At 70.0% G+C, this 20,803-nt stretch carries 17 protein-coding genes, 1 tRNA gene and 1 pseudogene; 7 read left to right on the top strand and 12 right to left on the bottom strand.

From position 1 onward, the window contains the following. The coding region (locus ACHUEU_RS13970) for an IS1634 family transposase (protein ID WP_394216735.1) at positions 1 to 734 on the bottom strand (734 nt) is incomplete at its 3' end. Positions 735 to 1,111: 377 nt separating this feature from the next. Beyond that, positions 1,112 to 1,654 (bottom strand): annotated as a pseudogene (locus ACHUEU_RS13965) (transposase family protein); the annotation flags it as partial. A 398-nt stretch (positions 1,655 to 2,052) separates the two neighbouring features. Here ACHUEU_RS13965 and ACHUEU_RS13960 point away from each other — a divergent pair. Then, the gene (locus ACHUEU_RS13960) at positions 2,053 to 2,601 is read left to right on the top strand and encodes an NYN domain-containing protein (protein WP_394216734.1); all 549 of its coding nucleotides are present in this window, start codon (positions 2,053 to 2,055) and stop codon (positions 2,599 to 2,601) included. Positions 2,602 to 2,619: 18 nt separating this feature from the next. On the opposite strand, the gene ACHUEU_RS13955 is transcribed toward ACHUEU_RS13960, so the two are convergent. The 10 genes from ACHUEU_RS13955 to ACHUEU_RS13910 all read right to left on the bottom strand — a co-directional run bounded on the left by ACHUEU_RS13955 (position 2,620) and on the right by ACHUEU_RS13910 (position 11,959). Then, entirely contained in the window at positions 2,620 to 3,444 is an 825-nt protein-coding gene (locus tag ACHUEU_RS13955; RefSeq protein WP_394216733.1) for an alpha/beta fold hydrolase, read from the bottom strand. A gap of 211 nt (positions 3,445 to 3,655) precedes the next feature. Next, positions 3,656 to 3,739: transfer RNA gene (locus tag ACHUEU_RS13950), tRNA-Leu, on the bottom strand. A gap of 129 nt (positions 3,740 to 3,868) precedes the next feature. Next, positions 3,869 to 5,227 carry an amino acid permease gene (locus ACHUEU_RS13945; RefSeq protein ID WP_394216738.1) on the bottom strand — a complete coding sequence of 453 codons (1,359 nt, stop codon included), beginning with the start codon at positions 5,225 to 5,227 and terminating at the stop codon, positions 3,869 to 3,871. Positions 5,228 to 5,367: 140 nt separating this feature from the next. Further along, entirely contained in the window at positions 5,368 to 5,646 is a 279-nt protein-coding gene (locus ACHUEU_RS13940) for a hypothetical protein (protein WP_394216732.1), read from the bottom strand. A gap of 127 nt (positions 5,647 to 5,773) precedes the next feature. Beyond that, positions 5,774 to 6,247 (bottom strand): 50S ribosomal protein L9, encoded by a 474-nt coding sequence (rplI, locus tag ACHUEU_RS13935; protein ID WP_394216731.1) that lies wholly within the window; start codon positions 6,245 to 6,247, stop codon positions 5,774 to 5,776. 17 nt (positions 6,248 to 6,264) lie between these two features. After that, positions 6,265 to 6,501 (bottom strand): 30S ribosomal protein S18, encoded by a 237-nt coding sequence (gene rpsR, locus ACHUEU_RS13930; protein WP_394216730.1) that lies wholly within the window; start codon positions 6,499 to 6,501, stop codon positions 6,265 to 6,267. Positions 6,502 to 6,585: 84 nt separating this feature from the next. Beyond that, positions 6,586 to 7,128: a single-stranded DNA-binding protein gene (locus tag ACHUEU_RS13925; RefSeq protein ID WP_394216729.1), complete on the bottom strand. Its 543-nt coding sequence runs from the start codon at positions 7,126 to 7,128 to the stop codon at positions 6,586 to 6,588. Between the two features lie 56 nt (positions 7,129 to 7,184). Continuing rightward, on the bottom strand, positions 7,185 to 7,475 hold the full coding sequence (gene rpsF / locus ACHUEU_RS13920) for a 30S ribosomal protein S6 (RefSeq protein WP_394216728.1): 291 nt from the start codon (positions 7,473 to 7,475) through the stop codon (positions 7,185 to 7,187). A gap of 204 nt (positions 7,476 to 7,679) precedes the next feature. Next, a complete protein-coding gene (locus ACHUEU_RS13915; protein ID WP_394216727.1) occupies positions 7,680 to 10,241 on the bottom strand; it encodes a transglycosylase domain-containing protein in 2,562 nt (853 codons plus the stop codon). Positions 10,242 to 10,471: 230 nt separating this feature from the next. Continuing rightward, a complete protein-coding gene (locus ACHUEU_RS13910; protein WP_394216726.1) occupies positions 10,472 to 11,959 on the bottom strand; it encodes a CCA tRNA nucleotidyltransferase in 1,488 nt (495 codons plus the stop codon). A gap of 117 nt (positions 11,960 to 12,076) precedes the next feature. Between ACHUEU_RS13910 and ACHUEU_RS13905 the strand changes: the two genes are divergently transcribed. From ACHUEU_RS13905 to ACHUEU_RS13880, 6 genes are all read left to right on the top strand, one after another. After that, positions 12,077 to 14,437 (top strand): DUF6049 family protein, encoded by a 2,361-nt coding sequence (locus ACHUEU_RS13905; RefSeq protein ID WP_394216725.1) that lies wholly within the window; start codon positions 12,077 to 12,079, stop codon positions 14,435 to 14,437. Continuing rightward, on the top strand, positions 14,434 to 16,173 hold the full coding sequence (gene murJ / locus ACHUEU_RS13900; protein ID WP_394216724.1) for a murein biosynthesis integral membrane protein MurJ: 1,740 nt from the start codon (positions 14,434 to 14,436) through the stop codon (positions 16,171 to 16,173). The genes ACHUEU_RS13905 and murJ overlap by 4 nt, the downstream gene beginning before the upstream one ends. Positions 16,174 to 16,227: 54 nt before the next feature. Further along, entirely contained in the window at positions 16,228 to 18,516 is a 2,289-nt protein-coding gene (locus ACHUEU_RS13895; RefSeq protein ID WP_394216723.1) for a protein kinase family protein, read from the top strand. An 86-nt stretch (positions 18,517 to 18,602) separates the two neighbouring features. Further along, positions 18,603 to 19,079, top strand: coding sequence for a hypothetical protein (locus tag ACHUEU_RS13890; RefSeq protein ID WP_394216722.1), 477 nt, complete (start codon positions 18,603 to 18,605; stop codon positions 19,077 to 19,079). A gap of 97 nt (positions 19,080 to 19,176) precedes the next feature. Further along, positions 19,177 to 20,238, top strand: a complete 1,062-nt coding sequence (gene trxB, locus ACHUEU_RS13885) for a thioredoxin-disulfide reductase (protein ID WP_394216721.1) — start codon at positions 19,177 to 19,179, stop codon at positions 20,236 to 20,238. Beyond that, the gene (locus ACHUEU_RS13880; RefSeq protein WP_394216720.1) at positions 20,235 to 20,669 is read left to right on the top strand and encodes a hypothetical protein; all 435 of its coding nucleotides are present in this window, start codon (positions 20,235 to 20,237) and stop codon (positions 20,667 to 20,669) included. The genes trxB and ACHUEU_RS13880 overlap by 4 nt, the downstream gene beginning before the upstream one ends. Positions 20,670 to 20,803 lie beyond the last annotated feature (134 nt).

Genomic DNA, 20,803 nt, shown 5'->3' with positions numbered 1-20,803 from the left:
CGGTGGTCCTTCGACTTGCCGTGAGTGCGGAACCCGACCCCGCCGTCCTCGTCCGCCGCGGGCCCGGCAGCCTCGTCGGTGGGCCGGCCGGTCTGATCGCGGAGGACGGGCTCGTCGGCGTCGGTCTCGAAGTAGGTGGAGGTGGTGTCGAAGAACAGCAGGTCCACTTCCAGGTTCAGCAGGTCCGCGACCTGGTCGAACACCGCCTTCTCGAACCCCTCGCCCGCGGCATGGAGCCAGTCCATCGCCCGGTAGCAGGCATCCTCGTCCACCTCCCCGGCGGCTTCGGTCAGGCCCGGGATCGCTGCGTCGTGGTTCATCCACTCCGCGGCGGCCAGCTTCGAGGACGGGGCCAGGGCCCGCGACGCCACCAGCGCGAACAGGGTCCGCTCCAGCGCCGCCAGATCACGCTTGCGCCCCCGACCGGCCTGCGCGGCCTTCGTGATCACCGCATCCAGGCCCAGCTGCCGCCAGAGCCCATCCAGCAGCAGCGCCCCACCCGCCGGACGAGAATCCACCGGCTCCAGGGACGCGGTCGCGGCCCGGTCGCCATCGGGCTCGCCCAGATACCGCTTCACCGAACCGACCAGACGGCGCAGCCCGTCCTCGTCGACCTGCCCGGCACGGCCGAAGGAGTGCAGGACCTTGGGCACCGAGCGGGCCTTGACCGGATCCCACTCGTTGTGGGCCAGCTGCACATAGCTGACCTCGCTGGTCCGAGTACGCCGCTTCACCGTCCGAATGTACACACCTAGAGCCTAACGCACAGCCTGCCGTCCAACGTGGTAGCGACACGCAAAGCGTGTATCTAGGCAAATCGGCTCGTGACCCTAGACCTCGAACACCCCCGCGCAGGTCACAAGGCTACGACCCTCCCGGCATGCCTCCAGAACCCCTGAATTCTGCGGAACGCCGGTTCAACGGGAATCGGACAGCCTTCTGATCAAGTCACCGAGGTGGGCCGAGAACGGCGCCGGCCTCCCCACCAGGCGGACAGATCACAGTGAAGGCACCCACCTTGGCGGGGCCACACGTACTTCGAGTCACGTCCGATGAAGAGCCGGAGCCATTCTCGCCAGCCGGTCCCGGACCAGCCACCCCGAGACTCACAGACGTACTTGTCGCCGCGCCGGGTGTGGCGCCATACGTGCTCGTCCACGCCGATCACGGCAACGCCATCGAAGCGGGCCGGGTCATCGATCAACAGGCGCTGGCCCTCAGCCAGAACCGCGTCGTTGGCGGTATGCCAGGCCACGCCCAGCCCAGCAGCGACGCGTGCGATCGAGAGGTGATCGACCACCAACGCTTCCAATGCCCAGCGGATCCCGCCGCGGGTGAGCTTCGCCCGCTCCGGGGCGATGGTCGAGGTGTCCTCGCGCCAGCGGTTCCCGCAGTGATCGCACCGGTATCGGCGGATCCGCACCAGCAGCGTTGTGGGACGGTGCCCGAACGGGGCATGCGCCAGCGACCTCGAGACCGTTCCCCGCGAGGTCGAACGTGCTCCACAAGCCCGGCACCACGGATCTTCGTCGGCGAGGCGACATTCCAGCACTGCCCGCGCGGGAGTGAGGTGCTGGCCGACCACGGCCAAGCCGAGCTCATCCACACGAGCGAAGGTCGTCAGGTCAGGGGCGTCGAAGGTAGCGTCGGGCACGTCGAGGTCTTTCGGATGGCGAGCGTAGGAACTTCCATCATCGGAAGACCTCGACGTCTTTCCCGCCACCAACGCGCCAGCCCCACGCACCGCAGCTACCCCCTCACCTGCGAAGAGCCAGGAATGATCGTGAGCACTGTTCACACTGTGCACAATTCTGGGGATACCTTCTCGACCAGACATCCCGTCGAATACACTGACGCTGTCTCCCGGTGCCGATGCAGAAGGGTTCCGGGCTCTCCGTCCTGTCGATCGGGTCCTGGGGGTCGCTGCTGTCGATAGGGTCCGTCGGTTCGATGCTGTCGATCGGTGCCGTCGGCAGCTACGGATGCCTCGGGACCCGGCAGGTGCTGCCCAGGAAGGAGATGCCGCCTCGCAAGAGCGCGTAAGGTCGACCCATGACGGAACGCACCACGTACCTCCTGGTGGACGGCGAGAACATCGACGCCACGCTCGGGGTCTCGGTCCTCGGCCGGCGCCCACAGCCCGAAGAGCGCCCTCGCTGGAACAAGCTGCTCCACCATGCCGAGATGTCGTGGCACCAGCCCGTGACCGGGCTGTTCTTCCTCGCCGTCGACGACAGCCTGCCCTCGAGCTTCGTCCAGGCGCTCATCGCGATGGGGTACAAGCCGATCCCGCTGCGCGGCGAGGGCAAGATCGTGGACATCGCGATCCAGCGCACCGCGGAGGCGCTCGAGTCCCGTGCGGCCGATGTCATGCTGGTCAGCCATGACAAGGACTTCGTCCCGCAGATGGAGGACCTGGCCGCGGACGTGGAGCGGCGGACGGCGATCATCGGCTTCCGCGAGTTCATGGCCGCGGACCTGCAGGACATCCCGGGGATCGAGTTCCACGACCTCGAGTACGACGTCGCGGCGTTCACCAGCCGCCTGCCGCGCGTGCGGATCATCGACATCGACGAGTTCGATCCGCTCGAGTTCATCTGAGCCCCTGCCCGGGGGCGGTCAACCCCGCATGCTCAGCACGCCCTCCACGAAACCGATCACATCCGCGAGCACCTCGTCCCGATTGCTCTCGTTGAATATCTCGTGCCGGGCTCCGGGATAGGTCTTCGTGAACGTCCGTGGACCGCGCAGCTCGAGCAGACCGTGCCAGCTGGCCGGAAGCGGGACCAGGCGATCGTCCTCCCCGTGCAGGTAGAGCATCGGGTGCTCTCCGATGCTCCCGTCCGCCGTGATCGAGCCCATCGCCTCCCGGAGCGCCTCAAGGGTGGGACGGGCGAAGTCCCCGTGCCACACCAGCGGGTCCGCGGCATACGCCTCACCCACGGCGGGGTCGCGCGAGAGCGTCGCGGGATCGATCGGGGTGGAGGGGATCTCGTCGAGCGCGAGCAGCGAGTCGACCGTGGCCCAGGAGCCCAGCACCGGGCCGGAGAGCACTGTGGCGAGCAGCCGATCCGCGTGCAGCTGGGTGTACCGGGCGGCGATCAGGCCGCCCATCGAGTGTCCGATCAGCACCACCGGGCGGCCCGGATTCTCCGCGGCGGCGTGCTGGACCACGTGGTGGAGGTCCTCGACCACGGGTTCGACATCGCTGATCAGCACCCTGACGCCCCCGCTGCGTCCGTGGCCGACATGGTCGGCGGCGTAGACCGCGGCGTCCGCGTCGTTCAGCCGGCCGGCCACCCACTCGTACCGGCCCACATGCTCGCCGTAGCCGTGGGCGATCACTGCCACCCAGTGGGGATCGGGGATCGTCCAGGCCCGGCCCACGAGGGCTCCGGCGTGGCCGTGAAGAGTGAAGTCCGTCGAGGGGAGGTGATCGGTCATGGGGCCATCATGCCTGCCGGATCACGGGGATGCGCTCCGCTCGGCGTTCCGGCGAGGGCGGCCCCGGAAGCGGAGTGAGGGAGCAGTGCGCTGAGCGACGTGTCGTTCCCCGCGTCACGCTCGGGTGTCGAGGGACGGGAGGGCGACGCCACTACGGCACCGGGACAGGAAAAACCCCGGCTCACCTGGGTGAACCGGGGGATTCCTGCAGTGCGCAAGGGGGGACTTGAACCCCCACGCCGTCTCCGGCACACGGACCTGAACCGTGCGCGTCTACCAATTCCGCCACTTGCGCGTATCTCCGGCACCGGGTGATGAACCACCGAGGCCGAAGGTTCCCCTAGATTACCCCTGCCGCACTGTCAGCCCAAACCGACACCGCCCACAGTAACGAACGCCACGTCGACCCGGTCACCTCGCAGCATCAGCGCATCGACTCGGCCTCAGCGAACGCCGCCTCGACGTCGGCGGGATCCATACGGCGACGTGCAACGGCCACATAGAGCACCACTGCGACCAGTACTGCGGGCACGCCCACCATCGCAGCGACCTGCATGCTGGGTCGCACCGCGACGGTCGCGAACACCGCCACCAGGCCGATCAGGCCGAGGATCGCGGTCGGGATCCCCCCGGGCATACGGAAGGTGGCCCCGCTGATACCTCGGCGCCGGAACGCGATGTAGGTGCACAGGATCAGCGCCCAGACCAGGATCACCGCGAACACCACCAGGCTCATCATGTAGCCGAACACGCCGCCCACCCCGCTGAAGGCGAGCAGCGCAGCCCCGATCAGACCCACCGAGCTCAGGGCGATGCCCACCAGCGGGACCTTGCGCGCGGTGGTGTGGGCGGCGAAGCGCGGGGCGAGGCCGTCGGAGGCCAGGGAGTGCAGCATCCGGCTGCCGGCGTACAGGTTCGCGTTCGCGGCCGACAGCGCCGCGATGAGCACCAGCAGATTGGTGATGTGGGCAGCGCCGGGAATGCCCAGCTGATCGAAGACCATCACGAACGGCGAGGTGGTGACGTCCTCGCCGGACCCGGCTGCGGTCCGCCAGGGCACCAGGCACAGCACGAAGCCGATGCAGAACACGTAGAAGAAGGCCAGCCGCACGATCGTGGTGCGGGCGGCGGTCCTGATCGAGCGGGCGGGGTCCTTCGCCTCGGCCGCGGTGATCGACAGCAGCTCGATGCCGCCGAAGGAGAACATCACCACCGACAGGGCGATCCACACCGCGGCCCAACCGTTCGGGGCGAAGCCTCCGTCGGCCGCGAGCCGGGTCAGGCCCGGGGCCGGGGCGTCCGGCAGGCCGACGAACACCAGCACCGCGCCCACCAGGATGAACGCGAACACGGCGATCACCTTGATCGAGGACAGGAAGAACTCGACGAGGCCGAAGGAGCCGACGCTCGAGAGGTTGATCGCGATGATGACCGCGGCGAAGAGCAGGATCCCGGCCCAGATCGGGATCGCCGGCACCCAGTAGGCGAGGTAGGCGGCGCAGGCCACCAGTTCGGCGCCGGTGACGCAGACGGTGACGATCCAGTACAGCCATCGTGTGATGTACCCCCAGAACGGGGAGAGGTAGTGCGCGGCGAGGGTGCCGAAGCCCCCGCGGACAGGGTGGCGGGAGGCCATCTCGCCCATCGACAGAGCGATCGTCGCGGCGATCAGCGAACCGAGCGCGAAGGAGATGATCACGGCGGGGCCGGCGATGCCGATCGCCTCGCCCGAGCCGAGGAACAGACCGGTCCCGAGCGCGGAGCCCATCGCGATCATGGCCATCTGGCCGTGGCCGAGGGAGCGGGCGAGACCGCCGTCGGCGCGGTGGACGATCTCGGAGGTCGAAGTGGTCACCGTTCGAGGGTAGCCATGCCGGGAGGGGTCGTCGGACCGGTCCGCCGGCAGCTGGGGTGAGGTCGGCCTCAGAGAGAGGCGCGGTACCGGTCGATCGCGTCCTTGGCCTCGACGAGGCCGGCGCCGGTGTGCTCGCGGTACACCTTGATCGCGGTGATGATCTTGTCCTCGGCGACGAGGCGACGGCATTCCTCGGGGACCTGAGGACCGATCTCACTGCGCAGGTGCAGCAGCTCGGCCTCACCGATCCCGGCGCGACGCGCGAGCTCCTGGACCAGGCTCTCGAGCGCGCGCTTGTCCTCCTGGAGCGTGGCGATCTGCGTCTTCAGCTGACTCTTCCCGAACATGCTCCTGACGCTATCCCGGACGCCCCCCACGGTGCCCCCGCCGAAGGTCGAGGCCTGCCCGCATGCAGAAGTGCCCCGCACCGATTCGGTGCGGGGCACGACTGGAAAGCGGGTCGATCAGGCTCGGTCAGGCCTTGGCAGCCGCGCCCTTGGCGGCGATGACCTGGACGACGAGGTTGGCGAAGATGTCCTCGTGCAGACGGACGGTCGCCTTGTGCTCGCCGAGCGCGCGGATCGGCGCCACGAACTCGACGGTGCGACGGTCGATGTCCTTGTCGAAGATCGCCTTGATGCCCTCGGCGACCTCCTTGGAGGAGACCGCACCGAAGAGACGGCCGTTCTGGCCGGCGCGCTCGGCGATGACGACGGGCTTGGACTCGAGTGAGGCCTTCAGCGATCGTGCGTCCTCGATGCTGGCGATCGCGCGCTTGCCGCGGGCCGCGCGGATCTGGTCGAGCTGACGCTGGCCGCCCTTGGTCCACGGGGTCGCGAGACCGCGGGGCATGAGGAAGTTCCGGGCGTAGCCGTCCTTGACGTCGACGACGTCACCGGCGGCACCGAGGCCGGTGACCTCGTTGGTGAGGATGAGCTTGGTGGTCATAGTTTTCTCTTCCTCGCTCAGCGGCCGGAGGTCGCGTACGGCAGCAGGGCGATCTCGCGGGCGTTCTTCACGGCCTTCGCGATCTTGCGCTGCTCCTGGACGGAGACGCCGGTGACCCGACGGGCGCGGATCTTTCCGCGGTCGGAGATGAACTTGCGCAGCAGCGCGGCATCCTTGTAGTCGACAGTCTCGACTCCCGCGGTCTTCAGCGGGTTCTGCTTCTTCTTCGGGGGACGAAGTGAGGGCTTGGCCATCGTGGTGCTCCTTCTTTCTGAGGGGAGCCCGGGCATGCACCCGGGATGGAATGGATCAGTGTGATGCAGTGATCGCCGGAGCGATCAGAAGGGCGGGTCGTCGTATCCGCCCTGGTTGCCGCCGCCGGCCCACGGATCGGCGGCCGGGGCGCCCTGGGGGGCATTGGTGTAGCCGCCCTGTCCGCCCTGGTTGCCGTATCCACCCTGGCCGCCGCCCTGGGGGGCGCCGCCGCCGAAACCGCCGCGACCTCCGCCGCCCCCGCGCTGGACCTTGTTGGCCTTCGCGGTGGCGTACTTGAGGGAGGGGCCGATCTCGTCGACGTCCAGCTCGATGCTGGTGCGGTTCTGACCTTCACGGTCGGTGAACGAGCGCTGCTTGAGACGGCCCTGCGCGACGACGCGGGTGCCCTTCTCGAGCGACTCGGCCACGTTCTCCGCGGCGTCGCGCCAGATGGAGCAGCGCAGGAACAGCGCCTCGCCGTCTTTCCACTCGTTCGCCTGACGGTCGAACATGCGGGGGGTCGACGCGATGGTGAACGACGCGACCGCGATGCCGGACTGCGTGAAACGCAGCTCGGGGTCGGCGGTGAGGTTGCCGATCACCGTGATGACGGTGTCATTCGCCATGGGTGCTCCTCTGCTCCGGGATGGGGTGGGGTGGTGCGGGTGTCAGCGGCAGCGGATCAGGCTGCGTCCAGACGCATGACCTTGGTGCGCATGACGGACTCGTTGAGCCCGAGCTGGCGATCCAGCTCCTGTGCGGTGGGGGCCTTCGCGGTGAAGCTGAGGACGATGTAGATGCCCTCGGACTTCTTGTCGATCTCGTAGGCGAACTTCCGCTTGCCCCAGACGTCGACGTTGTCGATGGTGCCGCCCTCGGTCGGAATGACCTGGACGAGCTTCTCGAAAGTTCCGGTGACGGTCCGCTCATCGACGGACGGGTCGAGGATGACGACCATTTCGTACTTGCGCATGTTCTGGTACCCACCTCCTGTGGTCTCTGCGGCCACGGTCTCTCCGTGGCAGGAGGGTTCATGCCATCCGGTCCGGGCATCGGCGATACCCGTCTCGGACCGGCCCAGCGTACCCGCGACGCCCCCCATCGGCCAGGGAACACCGCGGGGTGCGCGACGCATCACAGGCGAACACCCGGTGAGGGCGACCGATCGGGGCTCGCGTCAGAGTGTGTCGCCGTCGCCCTCGCCGTTCGCGGAGCCATCGCCCTGGCCGCCGGCGCTGGCCTCCTCGTCGCCGCCCTGCGCCTCTTCCTTCGGATTCTCGGTGGGCTGGGTGTTCTCGCCGCCCCCGTCGCCGGGCTCGGTGGTCGGCTGCTTCGTCGGCTTCTCGCTGGGCTCCTCGCTGGGCTCCTCCGACGGCTCCTCACTGGGCTCCTCGGACGGCTCCTCACTGGGCTCCTCCGACGGCTCCTCACTGGGCTCCTCGGACGGCTCCTCGCTGGGCTCCTGCGTCGGCTCGGGCGCCCGAGTGGTCGGCGGCGGCGGGGGCGGCGGCACGTAGCTGCGCTCCTGGGTCTCGTTGTCCAGCCGGACCTCGTCGGGGAAGTCGAGCATCTCCTGCCCCTCGAGGGAGGTGGACATGATGTCGCCCCAGACGTCGGCGGGGAACTGGCCGCCGGTCATGCTCTGCACGCCTCCGAAGGGGGTCAGCTGCTGCTCGGAACCGTCCTCCCCGGGCTGGAACATGCCCACGGCGGTGACCAGCTGCGGGGTGAAGCCCACGAACCAGGCGGAGCGGAAGCTCTCCGAGGTGCCGGTCTTGCCGGCGACCGGTCGGCCGTTCATGACGCCCTGCAGGCTCCGGGCGGAGCCCTCCGTCGGAGGTCCCTGGAGGGCGACGGTCGCATTGATCGCGACCTCCTCGTCCAGCATCCTCTCGTCCCCTCCCTCGTGCTCGTAACGGGTGGAGCCGTCGGAACGGGTCACCGACTCGACGATGTAGGAGTCGTGGTGCACGCCGCCGGAGGCGATGGTCGCGTAGACCTCGGCCATCTCGCTGACCGTCGGTGAGGCCGAGCCCAGCACGTTGGAGGGCACCGGCTCCAGGCCGGGGGTGTCCTCCGGCAGTCCGAGCTGGATGGCGGTCTCCATCGTGTTCTCCGGGCCGACCTCGATGTTCGCCTCGGCATAGGCGGTGTTGATCGAGCTGGTGGTCGCCTTCTGGAGGGACACCCGGCCGTAGTCGGTGTCGTTGTAGTTGTTGACCGTCCAGCCGCCGGGGACCTCGGAGAAGCTCTTGGGGGAGTTGCCGTCCCAGCGCGAGTCCAGCGGGAATCCCTGCTCGAGGGCGGTGATCAGGGTGAAGGTCTTGAAGATCGACCCGGCCTGCATGCGGGACTGGGTGGCGTCGTTCCGTGCCTGGGCCACGTAGTCCGCACCGCCGTACATCCCGCGGATCGCGCCGGTGGTGGGGTCGAGCGTCACGGTGCCGAGCCGGTTGTTCTCCGGGCGGTCATCGGGCAGGTTCTCGACGGCCTGGACGGTGTTCTCCTGGACCGCCGGATCGATCGTGGAGACGATGCGGAGACCACCGGTGTTGATCTCCTCCTCGGTGAAGCCCTGCGCGATCAGCTCCGTGCGCACTTCCGTCAGCAGGTACCCCTCGGGACCGCCGAGGGAGTTCTCGGTGTTCGGCTCAACGGTCTCGGGGAACTCGAGGGCGTCGGCCTCCGCCGGGGTCATCTGCTCCTCCGCGACCTGCCGGGTGATCACCCGGTCCCAGAGGTTCGTGGCCGTCTCGAGGTCGTTGTCGGGGTCGTAGGTCGAGGGGCTGGGGATCACGGCGACCAGCAGGGCCGCCTCGGCGTCGGTGAGCTCGGAGGCGTCCTTGCCGAAGTAGGCCTGCGAGGCCTCCTGCACGCCGTACGCACCGCGCCCGAAGTAGATGGTGTTGAGATAGCGCGAGAGGATCTCGTCCTTCGGCAGCTCCTGGTCGATCTTCAAGGCCATGATCGCTTCCTTGGCCTTGCCCACGTAGGAGGTCTCGGTACCCGTGTAGTACCGCTCGACGTACTGCATGGTGATCGTCGAGCCGCCCTGCCGGTCCCCGCCGACGACATTGTTGACCAGTGCGCGCACGATGCCGCGGGGGGAGACGCCGCGGTTCTCGTAGAAGCTCGCGTCCTCGCTGGCCACCACCGCCTGCTTGATGTTGTCGGGGATCTCGTCGGCCGGCAGCTCGGTGCGGTTGATCTCGCTGAACTGCCCCATCTCGGTCTCGCCGTCGGCGTAGTAGACGCGGGAGGTCTGGGCGAGGGCGAAGTCGGAGGGCTCGGGCACCTCGGTGTCGTTGTACAGCCAGACGGCGAAGCCGAGACCGGCCAGCACCATCAGCGCCATCGCGCCGACGATCAGCCGCAGCGAGGGGATCCAGCGCCAGGGGCTCTTCGCGCCGGCGCGCGGATAGTTCAGGAAGTTGGTGGCGGCGGCCTTCTTCGCGCGGCCCTTGGGCGCGGCGGCGGCGGCCGACGCGACCCCGGCGTGACGGGCCTTGACCGAGGTGCGCGAGGTGGGCGGCTTCGGAGCACCGGCGGCCGACGTCCGGCGACCGGTGCGGCTGCTGCCCTTGGAGGCAGGCGCTGTGCCGGAGGTCCTGGGAGCGGAGGACTTGGGCGTCGAGGCGCGACGCACTCCGGCGGCACGGCGGGCACCACCGGTCGTCGGCTTCGTCGATCGGCGCGATCGATCCGACGAGCCGCGGGACGAGCGTCGAGAGTCGCTCATGGCTGCTCCTGGTCCTTCGGGGGGCTCGGACATGTGCGGGCGCCGCGATCGTTCTCTTGCGCACCCAGCCATTCAGTATGACCACGACAGCACGCCGGACGGAACGACCCGGCGGCGAAGCACACAGGGTGTGCACGTCCGGTGCGGTGCCGCTCACATCGGTGCGGGCGGGCCCTCACACGACCTCCACACCCCACGGGAGGCGGCGCCACCGACCGAGCTCGCACCGGTCAGGATCCTTCGCGGGCCGCCCACCAGGTGCGGAGCTCCTCGATCGCCCGCTCCTCACCGAGCGGGCCGTGCTCCATCCGCAGCTCGAGCAGGTGCGTGTACGCCTCGCCGACCAGCCGACCGGGCGGAAGGTCGAGGAGCTCCATGATCCGGTTGCCGTCCAGGTCGGGGCGGATCCTCCCGATCTCCTCCTGCTCGGCGAGCTGATCGATCCGGGCCTCGAGCTCGTCATAGGCGCGGGCGAGGGTGCGGGCCTTGCGCCGGTTGCGGGTGGTGACATCGGCCCGGGTGAGACGGTGCAGGTGCTGCAGCAGGTCCCCGGCGTCGGTGACGTAGCGGCGCACCGCGGAGTCGGACCACAGCGAGTCGACGTAGCCGTGGAAGCGCAGATGCAGCTCGACCAGGCGGGCCACCTTCTTGGTGGTGTCCTTGTCGAAGGTCAGGGCCTTCATCCGCTTCGCGGCCATCTTCGCGCCCACGGTCTCGTGGAAGCGGAAGGTGACCACCCCGCCCTCCTCGAAGCGACGGGTGGCGGGCTTGCCGATGTCGTGCAGCAGCGCGGCCAGGCGCAGCACCAGGTCAGGAGCCTCGCAGGGGCCGGCGGAGCCGGCCGGGCTCTCCAGGTCGATCGCCTGATCCAGCACGGTGAGGGTGTGCTGGTAGACGTCCTTGTGGTGATGGTGCTCATCGATCTCGAGCTGCAGCGCGGGCAGCTCCGGCAGCACGTGCGCGGCCAGGCCCAGCTCGGTGAGCAGCTCGAGCCCGCCGCGCGGATGGGCACCGAGCATCAGCTTGACCAGCTCCTCCCGCACCCGCTCCGCGGAGACGATGGTGATCCGCTCGGCGAGCGCCTCGATCGCGTCGGCCGTGGCGTCCTCGATGCGGAAGCCGAGCTGGGCGACGAAGCGCACCGCACGCATCATCCGCAGCGGGTCGTCCGCGAAGGACTGCTCGGGGCCGACGGGGGTGCGCAGCACGGTGCGGGACAGGTCGGCGAGTCCGTCGAAGGGGTCCACCAGCTCGAGCGAGGGCAGGCGCACCGCCATCGCGTTGACGGTGAAGTCCCGCCGCGAGAGGTCGCCGGCCAGGGTGTCGCCGAACTCGACTTGCGGCTTGCGGCTGGTGGGGTCGTAGGACTCGGTGCGATAGGTGGTTATCTCGACCTTCACGCCGTCGCGCACACCGCCCAGCGTCCCGAAGTCGCGGCCCATGTCCCAGATCGCGCCGTCCTGGGTCCACTCCCGCAGGATCTGCTCGGTCTGCTCGGGGCGGGCGGACGTGGTGAAGTCGAGATCGGCGCTCGAACGGCCCAGCACCGCGTCCCGCACCGGCCCGCCGACGAGGGCGAGCTCGTGCCCGGCCGCCTCGAACATCCGCCCCAGCACGTGGATCTCCTCGGGCAGGGCCTGGAACATCGAGGCCGCGCGGCGGCGGGCGGTGTCGAGGCGCGGGGCGGTGCCGGCAGTCTCGTCGACGGGATCGGTCACGGGGGGTCCTGTCCTGGGTCGGGGCGCGGAGAGCGGGGACCTGCGCTGCATCACTGCCTTGTAGAGGTCTCGTGCACCTGCAGGCTCCCTACGGTAACGGCCGCTTACAGTGTCATCATGCCGTCGTCCCCGCCGTCCGTGCGCCCGATGCTCGCGGCGCTGCTGACGGTCCTGCTCCTCACCTCATCAGTGCTGGTGAGCGGCCCGGCGACCCTGCTTCCTGCTGCTCATGCCGCGCCCGGAGCCCTCACAGAGCTCACTCCTCGCGTCCCGTCCGCGCCCCCGCCCACGGCCGAGGACTCGCCGGTGAGCATGGATCTCGTCTCCCTCACCCCCACCTCGCTGGCCCCCGGCGGCACCCTCGAAGCACAGATCGACGTGACCAACACCTCCTCCGAGCCGCTGCCCGCCCTCACCCTCGAGCTGCGCACCCGCACTGCCCGGGTCACGGACCGCGAGGTGCTGTCGACCTGGCAGTCCGACACCTCTGCACAGCCCGTCGGCGAGGCGATCGCGAGCTCCGGGGCCCGCGACCGGCTCGACCCCGGGGAGTCGACCGTGCTCACGGTGCAGATCGATGCTGCGGAGCTCGGCTACTCCGAGGCGCCGTACTACTGGGGCACCCGCCGCCTCGCGCTCACCGTCGCCGCCGAGGAGGATCCGCTGGCCACGCTGCGCACCTTCGTGGTGTGGCGACCCCTGGAGGCGGAGGACAGGATCACGCAGTCCGTGCTGCTGCCGTTGGCCTCGGAGGATGCCTCGGCCATGGTCACGGACCCCGAAGGCTTCGAGACCTCCCTCGCAGCGGGACGGCTGGCCTCGGTGCGCGAGCTCGCCCGGCGCGAGGGCGTGGACTGGTGGATGGACCCGGCCCTGCTGGATCCCCCGAGGATGCCTGTGGACGCCGACGGGACGAGCTCGACCCCGCCCCCCACCGAGGCCGAGGACGCGCAGACGATCCCCGAGTACGCCCCCGAGCCGCGCTCCGCCGAGCTCGCAACCCTCCTCGAGGATGCGGCCGACGAGCGCACCGTGCTGTCCATGCCCTACGCCCGGTCCGACACGATCAGCCTGCGGGCCGCCGGCGCCGAGCAGCTCACAGAGGTGGTCCGCGAGCGCGGCGACCAGGCATGGGAGGACTCCGGCATCGCACCGCGAGGCTCGGCGCTGCGGGTCGACGGCGCCCACGCGGACGCGGACGCCCTCGAGGCGGTGCTCGCCGCGGGCGGCACCGCCGCGATCGTGCCCTCGAGCTCCCTGCGTCGCGACCCGAGCTCCTCCGTGACCCCCAGCTCCGTCGGGGTGTACCCCTCGACCCGCGAGGAGGGGGACGAGCTCACGCTGCTGGCCCCGGATCCGGAGCTCTCCTCCGAGTTCTCCCTGCTCACCGGCAGTTCCGACGCGGAACAGATTCGGCAGCGCCTGCTCGCGGAGACCGCGACCATCGCCTCCGAGTACACCCTGGCGCCGCGCCACCTGCTGATCTCCCCCTCGACCGATGCGGTGCTGGACCCCGCCGCGGCCGGTGCCGCCCTCGATGCGATGGAGGAGGCGCCCTGGCTCGTCAGCGGCAGCACGAGCACGCTGCTGGATGCCGCCGACCAGCAGGAATGGACCGGGGATCCGCGCAGCGAGAGCGGTGAACTGTACGCACTGGGCCGGATCGACCCCGTCGGGGTCCATCCCAGCGGGCCCTCCGAGACCGGGAGCTGGGAGCACTTGGCCGGCGCCGAGGATCCGCAGCTGCTGGACCCCGCAGCGCTCACCGAGCTCCAGGACGCCTGGACCGAGGTGGACACGCTCGCCACCGCGATGGAGGACGACGCCCCGCTGGACGCACCGCGCCGGGAGATCCTCGCCGGCACCTCGATCCGCTGGCGCGGTGCGCCCGAGATCCCGGCGACCCGCGCCCAGGAGGCCTCCGCCCTCTCCACCGCGCTGCAGGACCGCATCCAGGTGGTGCCCGCCTCCGGCTACAACGTCATCTCGGATGCGGTGAGCGTCCCGATCACGATCAGCAACGGACTGGACACCCCGATCACGGTGCGGATCGAGGTCACCTCCGACAAGCCCTTGGTGCAGGTCGGGAAGCCGGCGGTGGTCGAGGTCCCCGCCCGGGGCCAGCTCGATGCCGCGGTCGATGTCGAGGCGATCGCGAACGGCTCCGTCACCCTCACCACCGTGGTCACCACCACCGACGGTCGACCGCTGACCGCTCCGGTGCGCGTGCCCCTGACGGTCAACCCGTCATGGGAGAACTGGACCACGCTGCTGCTGGTCATCGCGATGGGTCTGCTGGTGGTGCTCGGAGTCGCCCGCGCCCGTCGCACCGGGGCCGCCACTCGGGCCCCGGGCTTCGCCGGCCCGGAGGATCCCGAGGAGCTGGCCCGTTCCGGGAGATCCACCCCGGATCGGGCTCCCGGTGCGGACCCCGCTCCCGACCCCGCATCCGCACCGACCGAGGAGGACCGCTCATGAGCACTGCCCGCCGGGTCCATCACGTCCCTCGTCACCGTCGTCACGGCATCCCCTCCAGCAGCTCTGCGCTGCTGCGGGCCAGCGTGGTGATGGCGGCGGGATCGATGATCTCGCGGCTGCTCGGCTTCGTGCGGAACTTCTTGTTCGGCGCGATCCTCGGCGGGTCGATGTCCGCCGCGGCGAACGCCTTCAGCGCGGCGAACACGCTGCCCAACACGATCTGGCTGCTGGTGGGCGGCGGCACGCTGAACGCGATCCTGGTGCCCGCGATCGTGCGCGCCGTGAAACGACCGGACCGCGGCAGCGACTACGTCTCGCGCCTGATGACCCTGGTGGCTGCGGTGTCCCTCGGGATCACCGCGGTGTGCCTGGTCGCGGTCCCGCTGCTGCTGACGCTCACCAGCGGCCTGCTGCCCACCGCGACCTACGCGCTCGCGGTGCAGATGGGCTACTGGATGATGCCGCAGATCTTCTTCTCGGCGCTCTATGTCATGTGCGGGCAGCTGCTGAACGCCCATGACTCCTTCGGCCCGTACCAGTGGGCTCCGGTGGTCAACAACCTCGTGGGCATCCTCGGCGCCGCCCTGTTCCTGGGACTGTGGGGCACCGTCGGCGATCCCGGCCAGTGGACGATGACGATGATCGTGACGATCGCCGCGATCAACGTGGGCGGCTCCGCGGCCCAGGTGCTGTTCCTGTTCTGGTACGTGCAGAAGCTGGACCTGCGGCTGCGGCCGAAGTGGGGGCTGCGCGGGCTGGGGCTGGGCAAGCTCAGCCGGATCGGGCTGTGGTCGCTGGCGATGCTGGGGCTCGGCCAGCTCGGCATCTGGGCCACGCGCTGGGCGACCGGCGGGGCGGTCCGGATGACGGAGCAGCTCCAGGACCAGCCGGACCTCGCGGCGAAGTATCCGGCGCTGCTCACCATGGAGTGGGCCTACCTGGCATTCATGATTCCCCAGGGGATCATCGCGGTCACCCTGGTCACCGCCGCGTTCCCCTCCATCTCCCGCAGTGCGGCCGACGCCGACCACGGCGGCGCCCTGGAGCGCTACAGCCGGACGAACCGGATGCTGGCAGTGCCGATGATGCTGTGCACGGCCGTGTTCATCGCCCTGTCGGGCCCGATCATGTGGGTCATCGGCGGCGGCACCGGCGAAGCCGCGGCCCGGGCCAACGGCACCGTGCTGGTCGCCTACATGCTCGGCCTGGTGCCCTTCGCCTCGCTGTACCTGATCAAGCGGGTGTTCTACGCCTATGAGGACGCCCGCACCCCGTTCATGGCGCAGATCCCGATCGCGGCGCTCACGGTGCTCTCCGTCCCGCTCATCCTGGCGCTGGTCGATCCGATGTACGCGGCGGCCTCCGCCGCCGGCACCATGAGCCTGGGCAGTGCGGTGGCGTGGCTGGTGGGCATCGGCCTGCTGCGCCGTCACGCCGGCCGGCACGGCACGCAGCCGCCGAGCACCCGCGCCGGGATGTCGCTGTTCTGGCGACTGGCGGCCTCCGCGCTGGTCAGCTGGGCCGCCGGAACCGGTCTGGTGCTGCTGGCGGAGGATCTGCTGTGGAGCCATCGCCTGCTGGCGGTGCTGCTCGGGGCGCTCATCGCCGGGGTGATGACCGTGGTGTTCACCGTGGTCGCCTACCTGCTGCAGGTGTCCGAGGTGCGGCGGCTGGTGGGGATGACACGGCGCAAGCTGGATGAGCTGACCCGCCGCACCACGAGAGTGACCTCGTAGCATGGTCGATGCACGCGACGGGCATCTCCCGCCGGACGACGAGAAGGACGGTCCGTGAACACGAACCCACAGCCGGACGCACTGCGCTCCCGGTGGACGCTGGAGGGACGCGTCCCTCTCTCCGGCGTCGCCGACGGTGCCGTGTGGCATCGTGCGCGCTCGATCTCCACCGGGGAGGGCGTGGTGCTGTTCGTGGTGCGGGGCGAGGCCGCCCTGGAGGCCGCCGACGCCGTGCGTCGCGCTTACCTGGTCGAGGATCCGCACCTGCTCGCGGTGAAGGACATCGTCGTGTTCGACGATCCGCGGGACACCAGGCCGGACCCGCCCGCCTCGGGTTCGGCGGACGGTCCCACGACGGTCGTCGAGTACTCGCTGCCGCCCGCCCCGCCGCTCGCCGCTCTGCTGGCCGAGGGGCCGCTGCACCCCGAGACCGCCCGCGCGATCATCGGGGAGGCCGCGACCGGGCTGGAGGCCGCCCGCCGGCGCGGGGTGCGCCACCAGTTCCTGGACTCCAACCGCGTCTTCGTCGACACCCGGTCCGGTGCGGTGGTGCTCCTGGGCATCGGGGTGGAGGCGGCCGCGCACCCCGGCCTCGACCGCTCCCGGGAGGTGGCGTCATTCCAGGACACCGCCGCCCTGGTCGCACTGCTGTACCGGGCGCTGACGGGGCGCAGCCCACGACACGACGCCACCGGCATCGTCCCCCGTCCCTCCACGCTCGTGGACACCACGATCACGGAGGACCTGGATCTGCTGTGCGACCTGGTGCTCAACGAGTCGGCTGACGAGATCCCCGAGACCACCCGTGAGCTGATCGAGGCGCTGCAGCCGTGGCAGTCCATCCCGGTGACCCTCGAGGCGTACTCACGCTCCGCGGAGCCCGCACCCGAGGCGGAGAGCACCTCGGACGACGAGCTGGAGAGCACGGCGCTGATGGCCGCCGTCCAGGACGAGGAATCCGCTCCTGACCAGGACACCGCACAGGATCAGGAAACCGCACCGGACCGGACCGACGAGGTGCAGCCCGACTCGGCGGCGGCGAAGGCGCTCGTCGAGGACCTCCACCTCGATCAGAAGCGGAGCACCAGTCCGTTCCCGGGGCATCTGGAGATCACTGCTCCTCCGGAGCCGACGACGGAGGGCGCTCCGACCACCGGACGCGGTGCTCAGGCTGCCGGCGGTGCCGCCGTCGGAGCGGCAGCGGCTGGCACAGCGACGGGCGCAGCGGCCTCCTGGGAGGTGGCCGACCGGACACCCGACCTCCCTTCCCGCACCGCCGGATCCCAGTGGCCGCTCGTCGGCACCGATGCCGGGGATGCACCGCTGGCCCCCGCATCCCCCACCCAGGGGGTGCCGGACCGGGTGCCGCAGAACGTCGGCCAGGCATCCACCCCCGCGGCGACGACCCCGGGCGGTTCCGCTGCGACGCCGTCGAGTCCCGTCGCCCACAGCGCGGATGCCGCGGCGACCACTCCGGTCCCGGTCACCGGGCGCACGGACCAGGTGGCTCCTGAGCGCGGGGACGGCCCGATCGTGATCCACGGGCGCGACCGCTCGGTGCTCGAGGAGCCCGAGCAGAGCACCGTGCCGTTCCAGCGCAGCTCCCTGCTGCGGGACGTGGTCGGGGTCGCGGTGAACACCGACGCCCCCGAGACCTACGCGATGGGCCCGCGGGACCAGGAGAAGCGCTCGCTGCAGTCGCAGTGGATCATCATCGGCGGCGCCATCGTGGTGATGATCGCGCTGGTCTTCGCACTGACCACGATCACCAGCGATATCCGCGACATCCTCGCGGATCCCCTGGCCACCTCCCCGGCGGCGACGACGGCCGCGCCCACCGAGGAGGAGACCGGAGAGGCCCCGGCCGAGCCCACCGAGGAGGTGACCGAGGAGGCGCTGCCCGCGCCCCAGATCGACGGCGTCGAGCTGCTCGCCCTGCCGGACGGGGAGGAACCGGACCATACCGATCAGCAGGAGCGGCTCACCGACGGCGACACCTCCACCTACTGGTCCACCCAGCACTACGCCAGCCCCGACTACGGCGGCCTCAAGGAGGGGGTGGGGATCCGGCTGCACTTCGCCGAGCCCTCGACCTTCACCGCCGTCACCGTCACCACGGCGCTGAACAACGGCGGCGCCATCGAGCTGCATGCCGTGAACGAGGACGGGTCCCCCGGGGAGGTGCTGGCCACCGGTGAGTTCGTCGCCGACGGCGAGGTCCGCCTGGAAGCACCGGAGACGATGGAGACGGACACGGTGATGCTGTGGATCCCGGATCTGCCGCCGGACAGTTCCGAGGACGGCCGCTTCCGGGCACGTATCGCGGAGATCCAGGTCGAATGAGCGAGCGGACGCCCGACCGTCCCTCCTCGCCGACCGGGAAGGGACGTGGATCGCGCCTCGGCTCCCTCCTCGGAATCCCTGTGCCCGTGGTGCTCCTTGCACTGATCGCCTCTGCACTGATGGGGGTCCAGCTGGCGGCTGCCCTGGAGCAGACCACCGCCACCCACGTCCGGGCCGGTTCGACCGCTGCCGACTCGCTGGGCGGGACCGGGAAGGTTTCCGTCGGCGTTCCCGTTGTCACGGAGAAGACCCTCGGCACCGAGGTGCAGCGCCTGATCGACTCCGGCACGATCCAACCGATGACGAGCTTCGACGCGGCGACCTGCCTCCAGGCGCAGGGGATCCCGGATTCGATCCTGATCATGGAGGAGGTCGCATGGGGCGGCGAGCAGACAGCAGGCTGGCTGCTGGTGCACGGACCGTCGGATCGCGAGACGCTGCGAGCCAACGGCGGCATCGTCTCCGCGACCGTCGTGCTTCCCACCTGCGGATCCACCGACAACGACCTCACACCCCAGCAGAACCGGCTCTGGTCCGGGGACGTGATGATCGGCTCCCTCTGACCTCGTTCCACGCGCCGGCCGCCGAGGGCGACCTGCTCCATACTTGGAGGCGGTCCTCCCGCTGACCGCCCGACCTCCCCATGGAAGGACAACCACCATGACGCAGCCCATCCAGGCTCTCGACATCCTCGGCGGCCCCGCCCCGGTCGCACAGCCCGCCGCCGCCGCGGGCACCCCGCAGGACGACACGATCCACGAGGTCGTGATCGTCGGCTCCGGCCCGGCCGGATACACCGCAGCCATCTACACCGCACGGGCAGAGATGAAGCCGATCGTGATCGCCGGCGCTCTCGATGCCGGCGGTGCCCTGATGACCACCACGGATGTGGAGAACTTCCCCGGTTTCCCCGAGGGGATCCAGGGGCCCGAGCTGATGACGAACCTGCAGGAGCAGGCCGAGCGCTTCGGTGCCGAGATCATCTACGAGGATGCGGTGGATCTGCAGCTGGCGGGCGCGGTCAAGCGGGTCACGCTCGAGGACGGCACCGTCTACCAGGCCAAGTCGCTGATCATCAGCACCGGCTCCGCCTATCGCAAGCTGGGGATCGACGGCGAGGACACGCTCTCCGGCAAGGGCGTGAGCTGGTGCGCGACCTGCGACGGCTTCTTCTTCAAGGACCAGGAGATCGTGGTCGTCGGCGGCGGAGACAGCGCGGTCGAGGAGGCCACGTTCCTGACCCGTTTCGGGAAGTCCGTCACCCTCGTCCACCGCCGGAATGCCCTGCGCGCCTCCAAGATCATGGCGCGGCGCGCCGAGGCGGATCCGAAGCTGAGCTTCGCGTGGAACAGCGAGATCGTCAGCATCAACGGCGCCGACAAGGTCGAGTCCGTGACCCTCCGCGACACCGTCACCGGTCAGGAGCGGGTGCTGCCCACGAACGCGGTCTTCGAGGCGATCGGCCACCTCCCACGCACCGATCTGCTGCGCGGGAAGCTCGAGCTGGACGACGAGGGATACATCGTCTGCATCGGCCGCTCCACGAATACTTCGGTGCCCGGGGTCTTCGCCGCCGGCGACGTCGTCGACCACACCTACCGCCAGGCGATCACCGCTGCCGGCACCGGCTGCCAGGCCGCCCTGGATGCGGAGCGCTGGCTGGCGGACACCGCAGCGGGCATCGATGTCGACGAGGCCGTGGCCCACACCGTCACCCAGTGAGCGCCGGTCTCCCTGCGGGGAGCGCACCGCCGGAGGACCGGGACGGAGCACCTCCGGCAGGGCAGGGCTCCGTCCCGGTCGTGGTGCTGGTCAGCGCACCCTGGGCGGGACCCGCACGTCCGGGCCCGACCGTGCTGCGGGAGCTCGGCCGTCGCTGGGGTACTGCGGTGCGGGTGCTGCTGGTCGAGGATCCGTCCGAACAGTTCCTGGAGGAGTGCTCGGTGGAGATGCTGCCCAACTGGCTGAAGCTCGTCCCCGTCACCGGAGCGAGCTCCGCCGCCGACTCGGAGGAAATGATCCTCGGGGCGCTCACGGGCACGGATCTCACCGGCGATGAGGTGACTCTGCCGGGGCCTTGGCGCCTCGTGCATCGTCGCACCGGAGCACAGCCCAAACATGTGATCGACGCCGAGTTCGGGCCCGGTCACTGAGGCTCGGCAGGGAGGTTCACGGCCCGCGTACATCTCGGGGTCGGCATGCCACGGCGTCTCGATTTGCTGTCAAATCATCCGGTACTGCGGCCTCTGACGTGCCAGGACGAGGTTGTCCACAGCGCTATCCACAA

It is taken from the genome of Brachybacterium vulturis (assembly GCF_043641765.1).
Lineage (GTDB): Bacteria > Actinomycetota > Actinomycetes > Actinomycetales > Dermabacteraceae > Brachybacterium > Brachybacterium vulturis_A.
Note: the sequence above shows the minus strand (reverse complement) of the source record. Positions and strands in the feature narration are given on the sequence as shown.

What these genes read in the sequence shown, in the direction of transcription:
- ACHUEU_RS13945 (WP_394216738.1), bottom strand. Translation starts at nt 5,227, where the DNA reads ATGGCCATGATCGCGATGGGCTCCGCGCTCGGGACCGGTCTGTTCCTC.
- ACHUEU_RS13905 (WP_394216725.1), top strand. Translation starts at nt 12,077, where the DNA reads ATGCCGTCGTCCCCGCCGTCCGTGCGCCCGATGCTCGCGGCGCTGCTG.
- rpsR (WP_394216730.1), bottom strand. Translation starts at nt 6,501, where the DNA reads ATGGCCAAGCCCTCACTTCGTCCCCCGAAGAAGAAGCAGAACCCGCTG.
- ACHUEU_RS13960 (WP_394216734.1), top strand. Translation starts at nt 2,053, where the DNA reads ATGACGGAACGCACCACGTACCTCCTGGTGGACGGCGAGAACATCGAC.
- ACHUEU_RS13925 (WP_394216729.1), bottom strand. Translation starts at nt 7,128, where the DNA reads ATGGCGAATGACACCGTCATCACGGTGATCGGCAACCTCACCGCCGAC.
- ACHUEU_RS13915 (WP_394216727.1), bottom strand. Translation starts at nt 10,241, where the DNA reads ATGAGCGACTCTCGACGCTCGTCCCGCGGCTCGTCGGATCGATCGCGC.
- murJ (WP_394216724.1), top strand. Translation starts at nt 14,434, where the DNA reads ATGAGCACTGCCCGCCGGGTCCATCACGTCCCTCGTCACCGTCGTCAC.
- ACHUEU_RS13940 (WP_394216732.1), bottom strand. Translation starts at nt 5,646, where the DNA reads ATGTTCGGGAAGAGTCAGCTGAAGACGCAGATCGCCACGCTCCAGGAG.
- trxB (WP_394216721.1), top strand. Translation starts at nt 19,177, where the DNA reads ATGACGCAGCCCATCCAGGCTCTCGACATCCTCGGCGGCCCCGCCCCG.
- ACHUEU_RS13955 (WP_394216733.1), bottom strand. Translation starts at nt 3,444, where the DNA reads ATGACCGATCACCTCCCCTCGACGGACTTCACTCTTCACGGCCACGCC.
- rpsF (WP_394216728.1), bottom strand. Translation starts at nt 7,475, where the DNA reads ATGCGCAAGTACGAAATGGTCGTCATCCTCGACCCGTCCGTCGATGAG.
- rplI (WP_394216731.1), bottom strand. Translation starts at nt 6,247, where the DNA reads ATGACCACCAAGCTCATCCTCACCAACGAGGTCACCGGCCTCGGTGCC.